This is a genomic window from Microtetraspora glauca (genome assembly GCF_040656155.1).
Taxonomy (GTDB): domain Bacteria; phylum Actinomycetota; class Actinomycetes; order Streptosporangiales; family Streptosporangiaceae; genus Microtetraspora; species Microtetraspora glauca.
On the sequence record NZ_JBFALK010000004.1, the window covers coordinates 199049 to 215647 of the forward strand.

Below are 16599 nucleotides of genomic sequence, written 5' to 3' on the forward strand. Positions count from 1 at the left end.
GACACCGCCTGGAGAGGCCGGATCGCGGGACCGCAGGTGGAGCGGCCCGGTCGCGTGAGGCCGGGTGGTGCCGGTTCGGGTGAGCCCGATCAGATGAGCCGGTTCTGTCGGGGCGGGTCAGATCAGGCGGGCGAAGTGGCTCTGCGGCTTGCGGACGACCAGGATGATCTCGTCATGACCGGCGGGCAGGCGTCCTCCGGAGAGCTTGCCCACCATCCCGCACACCGTCTCCACCAGACCCGCCCGCGGCCCGCGGCATGCGGGGCCACTCGTCCTGGTGTAGTCCTCGGCGATCATCAGGCCCCGCATGAGGCAGTACGCGTTGATGCCCTCGCGTGAGCTGACCGGCTCGTAGACGGCGGGCAGCGGGCCCACGGTCCCGGCCGGGACGAACCCCTTCCACACCATCCGGCGCACCCAGGACGGCAGCATCCGGTCGCAGAAGCCGTACGCCGAGCTCCTGTCCCTGAGCCGGATCAGCATCAGCCCGCCGGGACGCAGCCCGGCCGCCATGCGGTCCAGCACGAGCTCGGCGTTGCGGATGCGGTCCAGCAGGAAGTCCACGAAGATCACGTCGTAGGAGCGCTGCGGGATCGGCACGTTGCGCAGGTCGCCCAGCGTGAACGAATCCAGGTCGTCGCGTTTGGTGGCGTACGCCCGCAGCGCGGGCAGGTCCTCGTCGATCCCGCTGACCCGGGAGCCGAACCTGTCCATGTTCCCGTCGCCGAAAATCGACGTGCTGGCCCGGCCGCACCCGGCGACGAGGATGTCGAGCTTGCGGCCGAGCTGCTCGGTCCACTGCTCGCGGATCTTCTTGCTGAAAACGTCGTCGTGGCCCGCCGACGGCGAACGAACATCGGTCATGTCACCGATAGTAATCAGACATGCTCGCAGCGTTGTGTATCCGGGTCGCGGCAAGCGGTTTGTCCGGGCACGTCGGTGGGCGGGCGTAGCCTTGAGCAATGCCCCCCGGTTCGCACCGACCGGGGGTTTGACCCGTGCCATCGTGGGGCTTTTATGTCACTTTCCGGCTTGCTCGATCTGGTCGCCGCGGAACCGACCCTGGCGGCGGCGCTCGACCAGTCCGACCTCGGCGCCGATCTGATCGCGCCCGCCGCGCTGCGGCCACTCGCCGTCGCGGCGCTTTCGCGCGCCCGGCCGGTGCTCGCCGTGACGGCCACGGGCCGGGAGGCCGAGGACCTGGCCGCCGCCCTGACGAGCCTGCTCGACGAGACGTCGGTGGCGGTCTTCCCCGCCTGGGAGACCCTCCCGCACGAGCGGTTGTCGCCGCGCAGCGACACCGTCGGCCAGCGCCTCGCCGTACTGCGCCGCCTGGCCCACCCGGTGCAGGGCGACCCGAGCGCCGGGCCGTTGCGCGTCGTCGTGGCGCCGGTCCGTTCCCTGTTGCAGCCGATCGTGTCCGGGCTCGGCGACCTGTCGCCGGTACGGCTGCGCGCGGGTGAGGACGCCGAGCTCGACGAGGTCGTGGCCAGGCTCGTGGAGAACGGCTACCACCGCGTCGACATGGTGGAGAAGCGCGGCGAGGTCGCCGTACGCGGCGGCCTGCTCGACGTCTTCCCCCCGACCGAGGAGCACCCGCTCCGGCTGGAGTTCTGGGGCGACACGGTCGAGGAGATCCGCTGGTTCAGGGTGGCGGACCAGCGCTCCCTGGAGGTGGCGCAGGACGGCGTGTTCGCCCCGCCGTGCCGCGAGCTGCTCCTCACCTCCGACGTACGGCAGCGCGCCCGCGAGCTGGCGGACGAGCATCCGGCGCTGAAGGACGTCCTCGATCAGCTGGCCGAGGGAGTGCCGGTCGAGGGCATGGAGGCGTTCGCCCCGGTGCTGGCCGGCGGCATGGACCTCCTCGTCGACCACATGCCGGTCAGGTCGGCGGTGTTCGTCTGCGATCCCGAGCGCATCCGGGGCCGGGCCGTCGAGCTGGTCCACACCAGTCAGGAGTTCCTCGAGGCGTCCTGGATCACCGCGGCGGCCGGCGGCGAGGCCCCGATCGACCTCGCGGCGGCCGCCTTCCGCACGCTCGAGGAGATCCAGGAGCACGCCAGGGAGCTGGGCCAGCCGTGGTGGAGCATCGCTCCGTTCGGGGACGGCGTGGAGGTCGGCGCGCAGGACGTCGAGGCGTACCGCGGCGACACCCAGCGCGCGCTGGCCGACATCAAGGGGTGGCTGGGCGCCGGCAAGGCCGTGGTGCTCCTCAGCGAGGGGCACGGCCCGGCCGAGCGCATGGTGGAACTGCTCAAGGGTGTGGACGTGGCGGCACGCCTGGTGCCCTCCCTGGACGCCCCGCCCGCCCGCGACGTCGTCCAGGTCACGACCGGTCGGGTCGAGCACGGGTTCGTGACCGACGCGGTGGCCGTGCTGACCCACCTGGACCTGGTCGGCCAGAAGGCCTCGACCAAGGACATGCGGCGGCTCCCCTCGCGCCGGCGCAACATGGTGGACCCGCTCCAGCTCAAGGTCGGCGACCACGTGGTGCACGAGCAGCACGGCGTCGGCCGCTATGTCGAGATGGTCCAGCGGACGATCCAGGGCGCCACCCGCGAATACCTCGTGATCGAGTACGCCAAGGGCGACCGGCTCTACGTCCCGACCGACCAGCTCGACGAGGTCACCAGGTACGTCGGCGGCGAGTCACCGACCCTGAACCGCATGGGTGGCGCCGACTGGGCCAAGGCCAAGACCAAGGCCAGGAAGGCCGTCAAGGAGATCGCGGGCGAGCTGATCCGCCTCTACTCCGCACGGATGGCCTCGCCGGGCCACGCCTTCGCCGCCGACAGCCCGTGGCAGCGCGAGATGGAGGACGCCTTCCCCTACGCCGAGACCGGCGACCAGCTTGAGGCGATCGACGAGGTCAAGCGCGACATGGAGCGCCCGGTCCCGATGGACCGGCTGATCTGCGGCGACGTCGGCTACGGCAAGACCGAGATCGCGGTGCGCGCGGCGTTCAAGGCCGTGCAGGACGGCAAGCAGGTCGCGGTGCTGGTCCCGACGACGCTGCTCGTCCAGCAGCACCTGTCCACCTTCGGCGAGCGTTTCGCGAGCTTCCCCGTCACGGTGAAGCCCGTCTCCCGCTTCCAGACCGACGGCGAGGTCAAGGAGACCATCGAAGGTCTCAAGGTCGGCGGCGTCGACGTGGTGATCGGCACCCACCGGCTGCTCTCCCCGGAGGTCAGGTTCAAGGACCTGGGCCTGATCATCGTGGACGAGGAGCAGCGGTTCGGCGTCGAGCACAAGGAGGCGATGAAGCACATGCGGACGCAGGTGGACGTGCTCGCCATGTCCGCCACGCCGATCCCGCGGACCCTGGAGATGGGGCTCACCGGCATCCGCGAGATGTCCACGATCCTCACCCCGCCGGAGGAGCGGCATCCGATCCTGACGTTCGTCGGGCCGTACGACGAGAAGCAGATCGCGGCGGCGATCCGGCGTGAGCTGATGCGCGACGGCCAGACGTTCTTCGTGCACAACCGGGTGCGCAGCATCGACAAGGTGGCCGCGCGGCTGCACGAGCTGGTCCCCGAGGCGCGCGTCGCGGTGGCCCACGGCCAGATGAACGAGCAGCAGCTCGAAAAGATCATGGTGGACTTCTGGGAGCGCAACTTCGACGTCCTCGTCTGCACCACGATCGTCGAGTCCGGGCTGGACGTGCCCAACGCCAACACGCTGATCGTGGACCGGGCGGACAGCTACGGCCTGTCGCAGCTCCACCAGCTCCGCGGCCGGGTGGGCCGGGGCCGCGAGCGCGGCTACGCCTACTTCCTCTACCCGCCGGAGTCGCCGCTGACCGAGACCGCCCATGAGCGGCTGGCCACGATCGCCCAGCACACCGAGATGGGCGCCGGCATGTACGTCGCGATGAAGGACCTGGAGATCCGGGGCGCGGGCAACATCCTCGGCGCGGAGCAGTCCGGCTTCATCGCCGGCGTCGGGTTCGACCTGTACGTCCGGATGATGGCCGAGGCCGTGCAGGAGCAGAAGTCCAAGCTCTCCGGCCAGGCCGAGGTGGAGGAGCGCCCGGACGTCAAGGTCGAGCTGCCGATCAACGCGCATGTGCCGCACGGCTACGTGACGTCCGAGCGGCTGCGCCTTGAGGCGTACAAGCGGATCGCCGCGATCGGCTCCGAGGACGACATCGCCGCCGTGCGTGACGAGCTCACCGACCGGTACGGCCGGCCGCCGCAGGAGGTCGACAACCTGCTGGAGGTGGCCCGCTTCCGGATCCGGGCGCGCAAGGCCGGGCTCACCGACGTCACCCTGCAGGGCCAGCAGATCAGGTTCGCCCCGGTGGTCCTGAAGGACTCCCAGCAGGTACGGCTCCAGCGCCTCTATCCGAAGTCGATCGTCAAGCAGGCGACGGAGACCCTGCTGGTTCCGGTGCCCAAGACCAAGCCGATCGGCGGGCAGCCGCTGCGGGATCTGGACCTGCTCAAATGGTGCGGTGACCTGGTCGAGGCCATGTTCCTCGAGCCCCTGCGGGTACAGTGACCCGCGGATCTGTGAGAATCGGCACAATTGCCTGACCTGCGTCGTCGGAGGGATCGTTCGTGAAGTCGTATCGAGTGCGGGTCGCCGTGGCCGCGGGGCTGGCGGTCGCCGGTCTCGCGTTGAGCGCCTGCGGGCCCGTCCAGGCCGGTGCCGCAGCCATCGTGGGCAAGGAGCGCATCTCCTCCAGTGATCTGGACGCGAAGGTTCGCGAGTTCCGCGCCGACCTCGCCTCCCGCAAGATGGCGGAGGACCAGCTCAACCTGAGCATGTCGGTTCCGCAGCTCATCCTGTACAACACGGCCAACGCGCGGCAGTACGCCGAGCTCGCGCGGCGCAAGGGCGTCACCGTCGCCGAGAGCGAGATCGACGGCTTCGTCGCCGCGCGCGGCGGCCAGGCGAAGGTCGACGAGATGCTGCTGTCCGGCGGCATTCCGCGCTCCATGGGCCGGGACACCATCCGGGCGGTTCTCGTCCAGCAGAAGCTGATGGCGCAGGCGGGCGCGGGCAACGACGAGCAGAGCGTCCAGGCCGCGCTGGTCAAGGTCGGCCAGGAGGCGGACGCCGCCGTCCCGGTCACCTTCAGCCCGAGGTACGGCAAGTTCGACCCGCAGCAGGGCTTCGTCGCCGACGACCGCTTCGGCGCCGTCGCCGCCCAGTAGGCCGGTGTTCTCCTCGGCATGGCGCTGATCATCCTGACGACGTCGCCCCGGGTCGCCCCGGGGCTGCTGACCGGCCAGGCGTGGGCGGCGCTCGGCCGGCACCCCGTCCGCACCGCCTCGGCCGACCACCCCTACCTGCCCTTCCTCGCCGAGGCGGGGATCGAGGTCGAGACGGTGACACCCGACCCCGCCGCCCTCGCCCGCGAAGGCCGTACGGACACGATCGTCTGGCTGGCCGCGCAGGACGGCGAGGAGGCGTTCATGCGGGCGCTGGGGCAGGCGGCGATCACCCTTGAGGACCCTCCGGTGATCGAGGTGCTCCCCGGGTCCTACGACCTGCCGGGCGCCAGGCTGCTCGATCTCGTCCGGGTCATGGACCGGCTGCGGCGCGAGTGCCCCTGGGATCGCGAGCAGACCCACGAGTCGTTGGTGCCCTACCTCGTCGAGGAGTCCTACGAGGTCCTGGAGACGATCGAGGAGGGCGACCGGGCGGCGCTCCGCGAGGAGCTCGGCGACCTGCTGCTCCAGGTGATGTTCCACTCCCGCGTCGCGCAGGAGCGGCCGCCGGAGGACGACGGGTTCGACATCGACGACGTCGCGGCCGGCATCGTCGAGAAACTGGTCCGCCGTCACCCCCACGTCTTCGCCAGCACGAGCGTGTCGGGGGCCGGCGAGGTCAGCGACAACTGGGAGACCATCAAGGCCGCCGAGCGGGCGGCCAAGGGAGCGCCGGAGTCGGCTGTGGCGGGTGTGCCCATGGGCCAGCCCGCGCTGTCCCTGGCCGCCCAGCTGCTGCGCCGCGCGGAGCGTGCCGGTGCCCCCGCCGAGCTGGCCGGGGATCTTCCCTCCGAGCTCGGCGCGCGGCTCTTCGAGCTCGTACGGCTGGCGGCGGAGCGCGGCCTGGACCCGGAGGCCGAGCTGCGGGCGGCGGCCCGCGCGTACCGCTCCCGGGTGGAGGAGTGGGAGACCCGCGCATGACGGGACGAACAGGGCGGTAGCCGTACCGGGTAGTAGGGGCCGATAGGCTCGTGAGGCAAACTGCCCGCGACTTTGCTAGGAGCGATCCGTGGCTGCCATCGAGGCCGTTACCGCCCGCGAGATCCTGGACTCCCGTGGCAACCCCACGGTCGAGGTCGAAGTCCTGCTCGACGACCACAGCACCGGCCGCGCCGCGGTCCCGAGCGGCGCCTCGACGGGCCAGTTCGAGGCTGTCGAGCTGCGTGACGGCGACAAGAGGCGATACCTCGGCAAGGGTGTCGAGAAGGCCGTCCTCGGCGTGACGGACGAGATCGCCGACGAGATCATCGGCTTCGACGCCGAGGAGCAGCGACTGATCGACCAGACGATGATCGACTTGGACGCCACGCCCAACAAGGCCAGGCTCGGCGCCAACGCGATCCTCGGCGTCTCGCTCGCCGTGGCGAAGGCCGCGGCCGACAGTGCCGACCTGCCGCTGTTCCGTTACGTCGGCGGCCCGAACGCGCACATCCTGCCCGTGCCGATGATGAACATCCTGAACGGCGGCGCGCACGCCGACACCAACGTCGACATCCAGGAGTTCATGATCGCGCCGATCGGCGCCGAGACGTTCTCCGACGCCGTGCGCATGGGCACCGAGACCTACCACTCGCTCAAGAGCGTGCTGAAGGAGAAGGGCTACGCCACGGGCCTGGGCGACGAGGGCGGCTTCGCGCCGAGCCTCCCGTCCAACCGCGACGCGCTCGACCTGATCCTCGTGGCCATCGAGAAGGCGGGGTACACCCCCGGCGAGGACATCGCCCTCGCGCTCGACGTGGCCGCCTCCGAGTTCCACAAGGACGGCGTCTACACGATCGACGGCAAGGGCCTGTCCGCCGCCGAGCTGATCGCCTTCTACGAGGACCTCGTCCGCTCCTACCCGCTGGTCTCCATCGAGGACCCGCTGAACGAGGAGGACTGGGAGGGCTGGCAGGCCATCACCGCCGCCCTCGGCAACCGGGTCCAGCTCGTCGGCGACGACCTGTTCGTCACCAACCCGGAGCGGCTGGAGCGCGGCATCCGCGACGGCGCGGCGAACGCCCTGCTGGTCAAGGTCAACCAGATCGGCACCCTGTCCGAGACCCTCGACGCGGTCGAGCTCGCCCACCGCAGCGGTTACCGCTGCATGATGAGCCACCGCTCCGGCGAGACGGAGGACACCACGATCGCCGACCTGGCCGTCGCGACCAACTGCGGCCAGATCAAGACCGGCGCGCCGGCCCGATCCGACCGTGTCGCGAAGTACAACCAGCTCCTGCGCATCGAGGAGCTGCTCGACGACGCCGCCCGTTACGCGGGCCGGGGCGCGTTCCCCCGGTTCCGGGGCTAGTTTGTGACGATGCCCCGCTCGGGCGTTCGGGAGGTGGTTGGAGTTGGCGAAGCGGCCGCAGCTGACGGGACGCGCGGCGATCCTCGCGGTCGTCGTGTGCGCGATCGCGATGAGCCTGGCCTACCCCTTCCGTGAGTACATCGCCCAGCGGCGGCAGATCGCCGAGCTCGAACAGGAGCAGGCACAGGCCCTCCAGCACCTGCGCAATCTCGAGGACCAGCGCAGGAAGCTGGAGGACCCCGATTACATCAAGCAGCTCGCGAAGAAGCGGCTGCACTACTGCGAGCCCGACGCCAAGTGCTACGTCCTGCTCGACGGCAAGGACAAGGCGGTCACGGTGAAGGCCGAGGCGAAGAAGTCCGGAACCGCCCCGTGGTACGTGACACTCTGGCAGTCCGTCCAGGCGGCGGACGCGGGCGACGGCCAGAAGGCCGCTTCGTGAAGGAGTTCGAGGGTGGTTGATCCGGCCGATCTGGCGGCCGTACAGGCGCAGCTCGGGCGCCCGCCGCGCGGGGTGCGCGCGGTGGCGCACCGGTGTCCCTGCGGCCTGCCCGACGTGGTGGAGACGTCGCCCCGGCTGCCCGACGGCTCGCCGTTCCCGACGCTGTTCTACCTGACCTGCCCCAGGGCCGCCTCCGCGATCGGCACGCTGGAGTCGTCCGGCCTGATGCGGGAGATGAAGGCCAGGCTGGCCGAGGATCCCGAGCTCGCCGCGGCCTACCGCGCGGCGCACGACGACTACGTCACGCGCCGGGACAAGGCGGCGGAGGAGGACGGCCTCGCGCCCCTGCCGCGGGACATGCAGAGTGCCGGAGGCATGCCGGAGCGGGTCAAGTGCCTGCACGCCCTGGTGGGCCACGAGTTGGCCGTGCCGGGGGCCAACCCGTTCGGGCGGGAGGCGCTGGACGCCCTCCCCGACTGGTGGGCGGACGGGCCCTGCGTGGGGCCGTGCGCGGAGGAGCGGGCATGACCCGGGTCGCCGCGATCGACTGCGGGACGAACTCCGTCCGGCTGCTCATCGCCGACCTCCCGGACGATCCCGAGCGTGGCGAGCCGGTCGACGTCGAGCGCCGGATGGAGATCGTCCGGCTCGGCCAGGGGGTGGACCGCACCGGCAGGCTCGCGCCCGAGGCGCTGGAGCGCACCTTCACGGCCATGCGCGGCTACGCGAAGCTGATCGTGGAGCACGGCGGGGGCGGGCCCGGCGCGCGTCCCGCCGACGTCATGCCGGTCCGGGTCGTGGCGACCAGCGCGACGCGGGACGCCTCCAACCGCGAGGAGTTCGTGGCCGGGGTCCGCGAGATCTTCGGTGTCGACCCCGAGGTGGTGACCGGCGCCGAGGAGGCCCGGTTGTCCTTCACCGGCGCGACGCGCGGCCTGGCCGCGCTCGGCCCCGAGGCGCCCTACCTCGTCGTGGACATCGGCGGCGGCTCGACGGAGTTCGTCGTGGGGACGGACACCGTCGACGGCGCGCTGTCGGTGGACATCGGGTGCGTGCGGCTGACCGAGCGCCACATCCGCCGGGACCCGCCGGAGGAGCGCGCGGTGGAGGCGACGATCGCCGACATCGAGGCCGCGATGGACCTGGTCGAGGAGGCCGTCCCGGTCCGGGAGGCGCGCAGCCTGGTCGGGCTGGCCGGTTCCGTCACCACGGTCGCGGGCATCGCCCTCGGCCTGCCGGAATACGACTCCACGCTGATCCACCACTCGCGGATACCGGCCGGGACGGTGCACGAGGTCTCGGCGCGGCTGCTCGCGTCGACGCACGAGGAGCGCGCCGCCATCCCGGTGATGCATCCGGGCCGGGTCGACGTCATCGCCGCGGGAGCGCTCATCCTGGACCGCATCGTGCGCAGGTACGGCTTCGCCGAGGTCGTCGTCAGCGAGCACGACATCCTCGACGGCATCGCCTGGTCGCTCGTCTGATCGCCTCGTCGCAGGGCTCTTCGTGGTCCTGCTGTTGCCACTATTACGCATTGCACAGTACTGTGCGGTGCGTGGACAGTAGCCAGCTACTCAAGGGCGTCCTCGACCTGGCCGTGCTCGCGGTGCTCGACGGCCAGGACAGCTACGGATACGACGTCGTGCGCCGCCTGCGCGAGGCCGGGCTCGACGATGTCGGCGACGCGTCGGTGTACGGCACGCTGCGCCGGTTGTTCAAGGCCGGGGCACTCACCTCCTACGTGGTGGCCTCCGACGAGGGGCCGCACCGCAAGTACTACGGCCTGAACGACGTGGGCCGATCGCTTCTCTCCGACTCGGCGAGGACCTGGACGTCCTTCGCCTCCACCATGGACGGCCTGCTCAAGGAGGTTGGTGCGGGATGACCCCCCCGATGGATCCGCACGAGTACGCCCGCGCCGTGCGCGCGGAGCTCGCCGACCTGCCCGCGAAGGACAGGGACGAGCTGATCGAGGACCTCGACGATCATCTGGCCGAGGTGGCGGCGGAATCGGACGTGCCGCTGGAGGAGCGGCTCGGTTCTCCAGCGGCGTACGCGGCCGAGTTGCGGGCCGCCTACGGGGGCCGCCCCGCACGGCCGCGGACCCGCGTCGCCGACCGGGCCGGCGCCCTGGCCGGTACGGCGCACGCCCGGCTGCTGCGGCTCACGCCGTACCGGCAGGTCATCGCCTTCCTGCCCGAGTTGCGGCCGGCCTGGTGGGCGGTGCGGGGGTACGCGCTGGCCCTGGTCGTGCTGTCGGCCGTCGGGCCGGGCGGAGTGATCCCCGGTGACCCCGTGGCCTGGGTGTTCACCCTCATGATGGTCTGGGCCTCCGTCTGGCTCGGGCGGCGTACCGTCGCGGGCTCTCGGGTGGGCTGGAGGCGGTTCCCGCTGATCCTGGCCAACGCGGCGGCGGCGTGGGCCGTCCTCGTGGGGATGGCCGCGGCGGACCACACGGGGGTGTACGAGAGTTCGACCACGTTCGAGGCGAGCGGGCCGCTGACGAGGGAGGTCAGGAACGTGGCCACGTTCGACGGCGGTGGGATCTACAACATCCTCCCGTACGCCGAGGACGGCACGGCCCTGAAGAACGTGCGGCTCTACGACCAGGACGGCAGGCCGCTCGTCCTCGAACCGGAGATGTACGACAAGCGGATGTACCGGCCCTGCGTGGGGGAACCGCCGATGGCCAACGCCTATCCGCTGGACCTGCGGGAGATCGACGAGCAGGCCTTCGACGAGAACGGCCGCCGGCAGCCCTACGCCTGCGACCCCCCGGCGCAGATCCCGTCGGTCACGGCCGAGCCGTCGCAGCCGGTCGATGACTCCGCCTCGCCCTCGCCGTCGCAGCAGGGTGAGGACTCGGCCTCGCCTTCGACGTCAGCCTCGGCTGAGCCGTCCGGCTCTCCCGAGCCGTCCGGCCGGCCGTCCCCCGCTCGGCGCTGACCGGGGGCGCGGCGCCGACCGGGGGAACGGCGGAAGCACGGGCGGGAAGCTGGCACGATCGATGACATGAGCTTCGTACCTCCCGGATCCGGGTGGCCGGGCGACCTGGCCCGGCCGGATACGCCGGTCGCGCACGACGCCGCCGAGGTCGTACGGCTCGCGGGTGAGAGCCGTACGGTCGCGGAACTGGTGGCCAGGGAGTCGGTGTGCCGTGCCTGCCCGTCGCTGGTGAAGTGGCGGGAAGAGGTCGCCGACGTCAAGAGGAAGTCGTTCGCCGACCAGACCTACTGGGGCCGGCCGGTGCCGGGATGGGGCGACGACGATCCGCGCGTCCTGATCGTCGGGCTGGCCCCGGCCGCCCACGGAGGCAACCGTACGGGCCGGATCTTCACGGGGGACCGCAGCGGCGACTGGTTGTTCGCCTCGCTGTACCGGACCGGGCTGGCCGCGCAGGAGACCAGCACACACGCGGAGGACGGGCAGCGGCTGATCGGGGCGCGGGTGATGGCCGCGGTCCGGTGCGCGCCTCCCGGCAACAAGCCGACACCGCAGGAGCGTGACACCTGCTCCCCGTGGCTGGCCCGCGAGTTGGCCCTCGTCGCCGGGTCCACGCGGGTGATCGTGGCCCTGGGCGGGTTCGCGTGGCAGGCGATGTGGCCGGCGCTGCGCGCGGCGGGATACGAGCTGCCGCGCAGCCGGCCGCCGTTCGGTCACGGGCGCGAGGTCACCGTCTCCTACGGGTCGCGTCCGGTGCACCTTCTGGGCTGCTACCACCCGAGCCAGCAGAACACCTTTACCGGCCGGGTCACGGCGGAGATGCTGGACGCGGTGTTCTCACAGGCGGCCACCCTGGCCTTGTGAAGGCTTTCACGAATGTGAACTCGGTCACGCCCGAAACTTTGCGTCATTTTCACGGGGGAAGATGGTCCCGATCTACTCAAAATCGGAAATATAGGACAAGTTCTCCAGGGGTGGATTGGTATCAGCCGCGCGGCGTGACGTAGCCTTGTGAATGCTTTCACAAGCGATCTACACACGAAGGGCACCCGTGGTGAACCGCAAGTCAAAGCACATTCTCATCGTCGGCGGTGGATACGTGGGCCTTTACACGGGCCTTCGGCTCCAGCGCAACCTCCGCCGGGAGCTGCGCGAGGGGAGTGTGCGGATCACGCTCATCGACCCCCAGTCGTACATGACCTACCAGCCGTTCCTGCCGGAGGCGGCGGCCGGGAACATCTCTCCCCGTCACGTCGTCGCCCCGCTGCGCAGGGTGCTGCCCAAGGTACGCATCCTCAACGGCAAGGTCTCCAAGGTGCACCACGAGGCCAGGACGGTGACGTTCGAGCCGGGCACGGGCCAGTCCCGCGAGATCGAGTACGACATCATCGTCATGGCGGCCGGATCCATCTCGCGCACGCTGCCCATCCCGGGCCTGGCGGACGCCGCGATCGGGTTCAAGACCGTCGGTGAGGCCATCGCGCTGCGCAACCGGGTGATCGGGCTGCTCGACCGCGCCGAGTCCAGCGAGGACGAGGAGGTGCGCCGCCGCGCCCTCACCTTCGTCGTGGTCGGCGGCGGTTTCGCGGGCATCGAGGCGCTCGCCGAGCTTGAGGACATGACCGAGGACGCGATCAAGTACTACCCGAGCATCGAGAAGAAGGACCTGCGCTGGGTCCTCATCGAGGCCTCGGACCGGATCCTGCCCGAGGTCGGCCCCGAGATGGGCCAGTGGACCGCCGAGCAGCTCCGCGAGCGCGGCATCGAGCTCAAGATGGAGACGTTCCTCCAGTCGTGCGAGGGCGGCCTGGTCAAGACCTCGGACGGCGACGAGTTCGAGTCCGCCACGATCGTGTGGACCGCCGGGGTCAAGTCGGCCCCGGTCGTCAACTCCGGCGACCTGCCGCTCGACGAGCGCGGCCGGGTCAAGACCACCACCCGGCTGACGGTCGCCGCCACCAAGGACGCCTTCGCCGCCGGTGACGTCGCGGGCGTGCCCGACATGACGAACGCGGGCCAGTACTGCGCGCCCAACGCCCAGCACGCCGTACGGCAGTCGAAGGTCCTCGGCGACAACATCACCGCGTACCTGCGCGGCGGACAGCTGAAGGACTACCGCCACAGGTACGCCGGTTCTGTCGCCGGCCTCGGCCTCTACCGGGGTGTCGCCAACGTCTACGGCGTCAAGCTGCGCGGATTCCCCGCATGGTTCATGCACCGGACCTACCACCTGTCCCGGGTCCCCACGATGAACCGGAAGGTCCGCGTGGTGGCCGACTGGACGCTGTCGCTCTTCTTCCGTAGGGAGACGGTGTCGCTCGGCGAGATCGAGCACCCGCGCGACATCTTCAAGGCCGCGGCCGCCTCGACGCGCAAGAAATAGACCCGCCCGTCGTACGGCGCGTACCCCTCGACCGGGGTACGCGCCGTACGGCTTTCTGTGTCCGGAAGAAGGAGAAGCGGCGTAAGGTCCAACCAGTTACAGATGAGCGATCCGTGACGTATGATCGCGGCGCCCCCGTAGCCCAATGGCAGAGGCAAGCCCCTTAAAAGGGCTCCGGTGTGGGTTCGAGTCCCACCGGGGGCACCTTAGGCATGCTCGCAAAAACAAACCTGTGACCTGTGGGAATGCGGTGACGGATCGATCGGTACCGTCCGGCCGGCTATGGATGTGACCGATCGGCTACGGGACGTTGTCCTGCTCGCCGTTGTTCGACCAGGCCGCACCGGGGGCGGGGTTGGCCACTTCAACGACCGGTTCCCCCATCCGTTCGGTAGAGCCGGTCTTCCCAGAGCTTGACGGCGTCCTCGGGCGCAGCATGGCGTGGTGCACGAGGGTGAGGGCCGCAACAAGCCGAGGCCGCGCGAACCCGCGAACCCCGCGCGCCTTTCCGCGGCTCGCCTTGCTGTGACGCCGGGCGTCGACGGCCCATTTCGGCACACTCGACAGGTGGAGGGCCGTCCCGCAGGTAAGGGGTTCCCCGCAGGCCTGACCCAGATGATTTCGGCACCAGCCACAGGGAATGGACGATCCCCTCACGGGAAACGCCCTTACGCCCCCGGCGGTGCCATGTCCGTGGACGGATACATCGATAACAGGACCACCGGCCGACCTTCTGTCGGCGAAAGCGGGCGGGTTCGACCGGGTGGACGGGTCTCACGCGAATCGGGGTGCGATTCCGAGTGGCGCGAACACGATCCGGGGGCGACCCGAGACTACTTGGCAGGGCTGTCAGCCCCCCAACCCGTCAGGAGTCATCCCCTGTTCGTACATCCCCTCTGAGGATTCGCTTCGGTACCCGTGCCGGTTATATTCCGCCTGAGGTGGCGATTTCCTGAGCGGAGGCGAATGCGTCGATGGCGCGGCGTTCGCCGGTCAAAGGCGTACTTGAAAGCCGGGTGTCGGTGTTGCAAATGAGGCACGGGCGATAACCGGTCGAAATGAGGAGCGAATTATCCGTCGCCTTCAAACAAACTAAAAGTGACCGGAAAGCGTTTCCGGTCACTGTTTATTTCCGATGGTCCGGGAGATCAGAGGGGCACGGGAATGCTCCCCGATGGGCTGATGGAGTCGCGCACGGCGCCGGGAATTCCCGACTCGGATAACACGTCCCAAGAGGAACCAACTTGCTCAAGTCAAGTAACTTCGCCAGGCTGTTCGTGATCGGCACAATCCTGACGGGCAGTGCCATCGCTTTGAACGCGGCCGCCGCTGTTTCCGCGAGCGCCGCGGTGGAAGGCGGCGTTCCCGCCCGTGCGGCCGCCGGTCACCACGTCAGCGTTTTGTTCATCGGCCCGGGCAAGAACCGTAACCGGAACAAGAACAAGAACAGAAACCGGCAGCACCAGCGGGCCAGGCAGCACCAGCACGAGCGTCAGACGCAGCATATCCGCAACAACGTGAATATCCACGGCATCCCCGGCGAGCGCGGCCCGCAAGGCCCCGCGGGACCGCAGGGGCCACAAGGTCTCCAAGGTCCGCAGGGCGTACCGGGTCAGCAGGGCGTGCCCGGAGTCTCCGGATACCAGGTGGTGAACGGGGCTAACGTGACCTGCCCCGCCAACACCCTGGTTTGTCCAGCAGCTGTGGCGACCTGCCCTGCGGGGAAGGTGGTGACCGGCGGCGGCTACGTGTTCTCGACCGTCGGGCTCAACCCTGCACCTGCCTTCTTCAACAACGGGGTGGTCTCGGGCCAGCAGTGGACCGCCCTGGCCACCAACCCGAACCCGACAGTCGCTGCCATCTATCGCGCGCAGGCCTTCTGCGCCTTCGCCTGATCTTGCCCATCGGTACGGGGATTCCGGGCGGAGGCCCCGTCACCGGCAGGTCGATCGCGTCGCGCCGGGATGAGAGAGCGCTTCCCGGCGCGACGCCGTCCCGGGGCGGAGGTCTCCGACGATTGGGCTCCGCGGGGGCACCATGCGCATGCCCGGGAAAGCCCTGGTCAGTCGGTGCGGACGTCCAGTCCCAGGGCGGTGGCGAGCAGGACGGCCTGCTGGAGGTCGATCACCGCGCCGTTCAACGTGACGGTGAGCGGGTCCAGGGACGAAAGGTCGCTTCCGCGGAGATCGCAGCGGGACAGTTCGGCGGCGCGCAACCACGAGCCGGACAGATCGACCCGGCGGAAGGTCGCGCCCTCCAGCCGAGCGCCGGTGAGGTCGGCCTCGCGCATCCGGACGTCGGTGAAGGTGGTGCCGCGCAGGTCGGCGCCGGGGAGCCCGGCGAACGACCAGTCGCCGCCGTCGACCTTCATCAGGTCGTAGGTGCAGCCGTCGAACATGCTGCCCACCATCTTGCAGCCGGTGAAGCTGGAGTCGAAGAACGAGCACCGGACGAACGTGCAGTTGGTGAAGGCGGCGTCGGAGTGCGCCGACGCGTTGAACCTGGCGCCGCGGAAGGTGCAGTCGGAGAAGACGGCGCCGTGGCCGAACGCCTCCGTCATGTCGAGGTCTACGAAGAGGACCTGGCTGTGATCGTGACCCGACAGGTCCTCGCTGTCCCAGTCCGCGCCGTGGACGGTGCTGGAGGTCGGCGCTGCCGGCCTGCCGTACGTGCGTTCAGCCACGGCGGGTCTCCTGGTGTCGGGTTCGGTGGGCCCGCGTGATTCTGCCCCCGGGGTACGACAATTCGCGGGCGGCCCGGGGGCGTCGGTGACGATCCTTCAGTGAGACGTGTGGTGACCGTAGGGGACCGCCTTCACCAGCGTCACCCTCATCGTCCGGCCGTTGGGCAGCTCGTACGTGCGCTGCTCGCCCTCCCTGGCCCCCGTCAGCGCCGTCCCGAGCGGGGAGTTCGGGGAGTAGACCGGGATGTCGCCATCCACGGACTCGTCCCTGAGCCCCATGAGGAAGGTCTCGGTCTCGTCCTCGCCGTCGTAGCGGACGGTCAGCACCATGCCCGGCTCGGCGACCCCGTCGTCCGGCGGGTCCTCGCCGACCACCGCGGACTTGAGCAGGTCCTGGAGCTGGTGGATGCGCGCCTGACGGCGCTCCCGCCCCATGATCTCCTCGTTGCTGTCCGGGTCGTGCGGCGCGGCGCCGTCGCCCTCGCCCGCGCGGTGCGCGAGCAGCCCGGCCAGTTCCTCTCGGAGCCGGTCGTACGCGTTCTGGGTGAGCCATGTCCGCTGCGTGTTGGTCATGTCACGCCTCCTTGTCCACATAACATGTCCGCATAACACAAAGACACAGCCCGGTACGGACTGTGC

General features: G+C 70.0%; 15 protein-coding genes and 1 tRNA gene. 13 read left to right on the plus strand and 3 right to left on the minus strand.

The window, feature by feature from the left end:
* Window positions 1-117: 117 nt before the first annotated feature.
* A complete protein-coding gene (locus tag AB0I59_RS09930) occupies window positions 118-864 on the minus strand; it encodes a class I SAM-dependent methyltransferase (RefSeq protein ID WP_061258225.1) in 747 nt (248 codons plus the stop codon).
* A 153-nt stretch (window positions 865-1017) separates the two neighbouring features.
* Here AB0I59_RS09930 and mfd point away from each other — a divergent pair, with 153 nt between their 5' ends.
* The 13 genes from mfd (at window position 1018) to AB0I59_RS09995 (ending at window position 15172) form a co-directional block, all read left to right on the plus strand.
* Window positions 1018-4503: a transcription-repair coupling factor gene (mfd, locus tag AB0I59_RS09935; RefSeq protein WP_358131798.1), complete on the plus strand. Its 3486-nt coding sequence runs from the start codon at window positions 1018-1020 to the stop codon at window positions 4501-4503.
* Between the two features lie 59 nt (window positions 4504-4562).
* On the plus strand, window positions 4563-5162 hold the full coding sequence (locus AB0I59_RS09940; protein ID WP_358131800.1) for a hypothetical protein: 600 nt from the start codon (window positions 4563-4565) through the stop codon (window positions 5160-5162).
* An 18-nt stretch (window positions 5163-5180) separates the two neighbouring features.
* Complete coding sequence (locus AB0I59_RS09945) at window positions 5181-6140, plus strand: nucleoside triphosphate pyrophosphohydrolase (protein WP_358131802.1); 960 nt, start codon at window positions 5181-5183, stop codon at window positions 6138-6140.
* Between the two features lie 88 nt (window positions 6141-6228).
* The gene (eno, locus tag AB0I59_RS09950) at window positions 6229-7509 is read left to right on the plus strand and encodes a phosphopyruvate hydratase (protein ID WP_061258229.1); all 1281 of its coding nucleotides are present in this window, start codon (window positions 6229-6231) and stop codon (window positions 7507-7509) included.
* A gap of 43 nt (window positions 7510-7552) precedes the next feature.
* Window positions 7553-7951 carry an FtsB family cell division protein gene (locus tag AB0I59_RS09955; protein WP_061258230.1) on the plus strand — a complete coding sequence of 133 codons (399 nt, stop codon included), beginning with the start codon at window positions 7553-7555 and terminating at the stop codon, window positions 7949-7951.
* Between the two features lie 12 nt (window positions 7952-7963).
* On the plus strand, window positions 7964-8479 hold the full coding sequence (locus AB0I59_RS09960; RefSeq protein WP_061258231.1) for a DUF501 domain-containing protein: 516 nt from the start codon (window positions 7964-7966) through the stop codon (window positions 8477-8479).
* Window positions 8476-9435 carry a Ppx/GppA phosphatase family protein gene (locus tag AB0I59_RS09965; protein ID WP_358131805.1) on the plus strand — a complete coding sequence of 320 codons (960 nt, stop codon included), beginning with the start codon at window positions 8476-8478 and terminating at the stop codon, window positions 9433-9435. Before AB0I59_RS09960 ends, AB0I59_RS09965 begins: the two co-directional genes overlap by 4 nt.
* Before the next feature lie 71 nt (window positions 9436-9506).
* Window positions 9507-9836 (plus strand): PadR family transcriptional regulator, encoded by a 330-nt coding sequence (locus tag AB0I59_RS09970; protein ID WP_061258233.1) that lies wholly within the window; start codon window positions 9507-9509, stop codon window positions 9834-9836.
* Window positions 9833-10897, plus strand: a complete 1065-nt coding sequence (locus AB0I59_RS09975) for an HAAS signaling domain-containing protein (protein ID WP_358131807.1) — start codon at window positions 9833-9835, stop codon at window positions 10895-10897. Before AB0I59_RS09970 ends, AB0I59_RS09975 begins: the two co-directional genes overlap by 4 nt.
* Window positions 10898-10963: 66 nt before the next feature.
* Window positions 10964-11758: a uracil-DNA glycosylase gene (locus tag AB0I59_RS09980; protein WP_061258235.1), complete on the plus strand. Its 795-nt coding sequence runs from the start codon at window positions 10964-10966 to the stop codon at window positions 11756-11758.
* A 151-nt stretch (window positions 11759-11909) separates the two neighbouring features.
* Window positions 11910-13277: an NAD(P)/FAD-dependent oxidoreductase gene (locus AB0I59_RS09985; protein WP_061258236.1), complete on the plus strand. Its 1368-nt coding sequence runs from the start codon at window positions 11910-11912 to the stop codon at window positions 13275-13277.
* A gap of 131 nt (window positions 13278-13408) precedes the next feature.
* Window positions 13409-13481 (plus strand) — tRNA-Leu (locus AB0I59_RS09990).
* 1040 nt (window positions 13482-14521) lie between these two features.
* Window positions 14522-15172: a hypothetical protein gene (locus tag AB0I59_RS09995; protein ID WP_358131809.1), complete on the plus strand. Its 651-nt coding sequence runs from the start codon at window positions 14522-14524 to the stop codon at window positions 15170-15172.
* Between the two features lie 167 nt (window positions 15173-15339).
* On the opposite strand, the gene AB0I59_RS10000 is transcribed toward AB0I59_RS09995, so the two are convergent.
* Entirely contained in the window at window positions 15340-15960 is a 621-nt protein-coding gene (locus tag AB0I59_RS10000) for a pentapeptide repeat-containing protein (protein WP_061258237.1), read from the minus strand.
* Window positions 15961-16056: 96 nt separating this feature from the next.
* Window positions 16057-16533 carry a GreA/GreB family elongation factor gene (locus AB0I59_RS10005; protein WP_061258238.1) on the minus strand — a complete coding sequence of 159 codons (477 nt, stop codon included), beginning with the start codon at window positions 16531-16533 and terminating at the stop codon, window positions 16057-16059.
* Window positions 16534-16599: the final 66 nt, after the last annotated feature.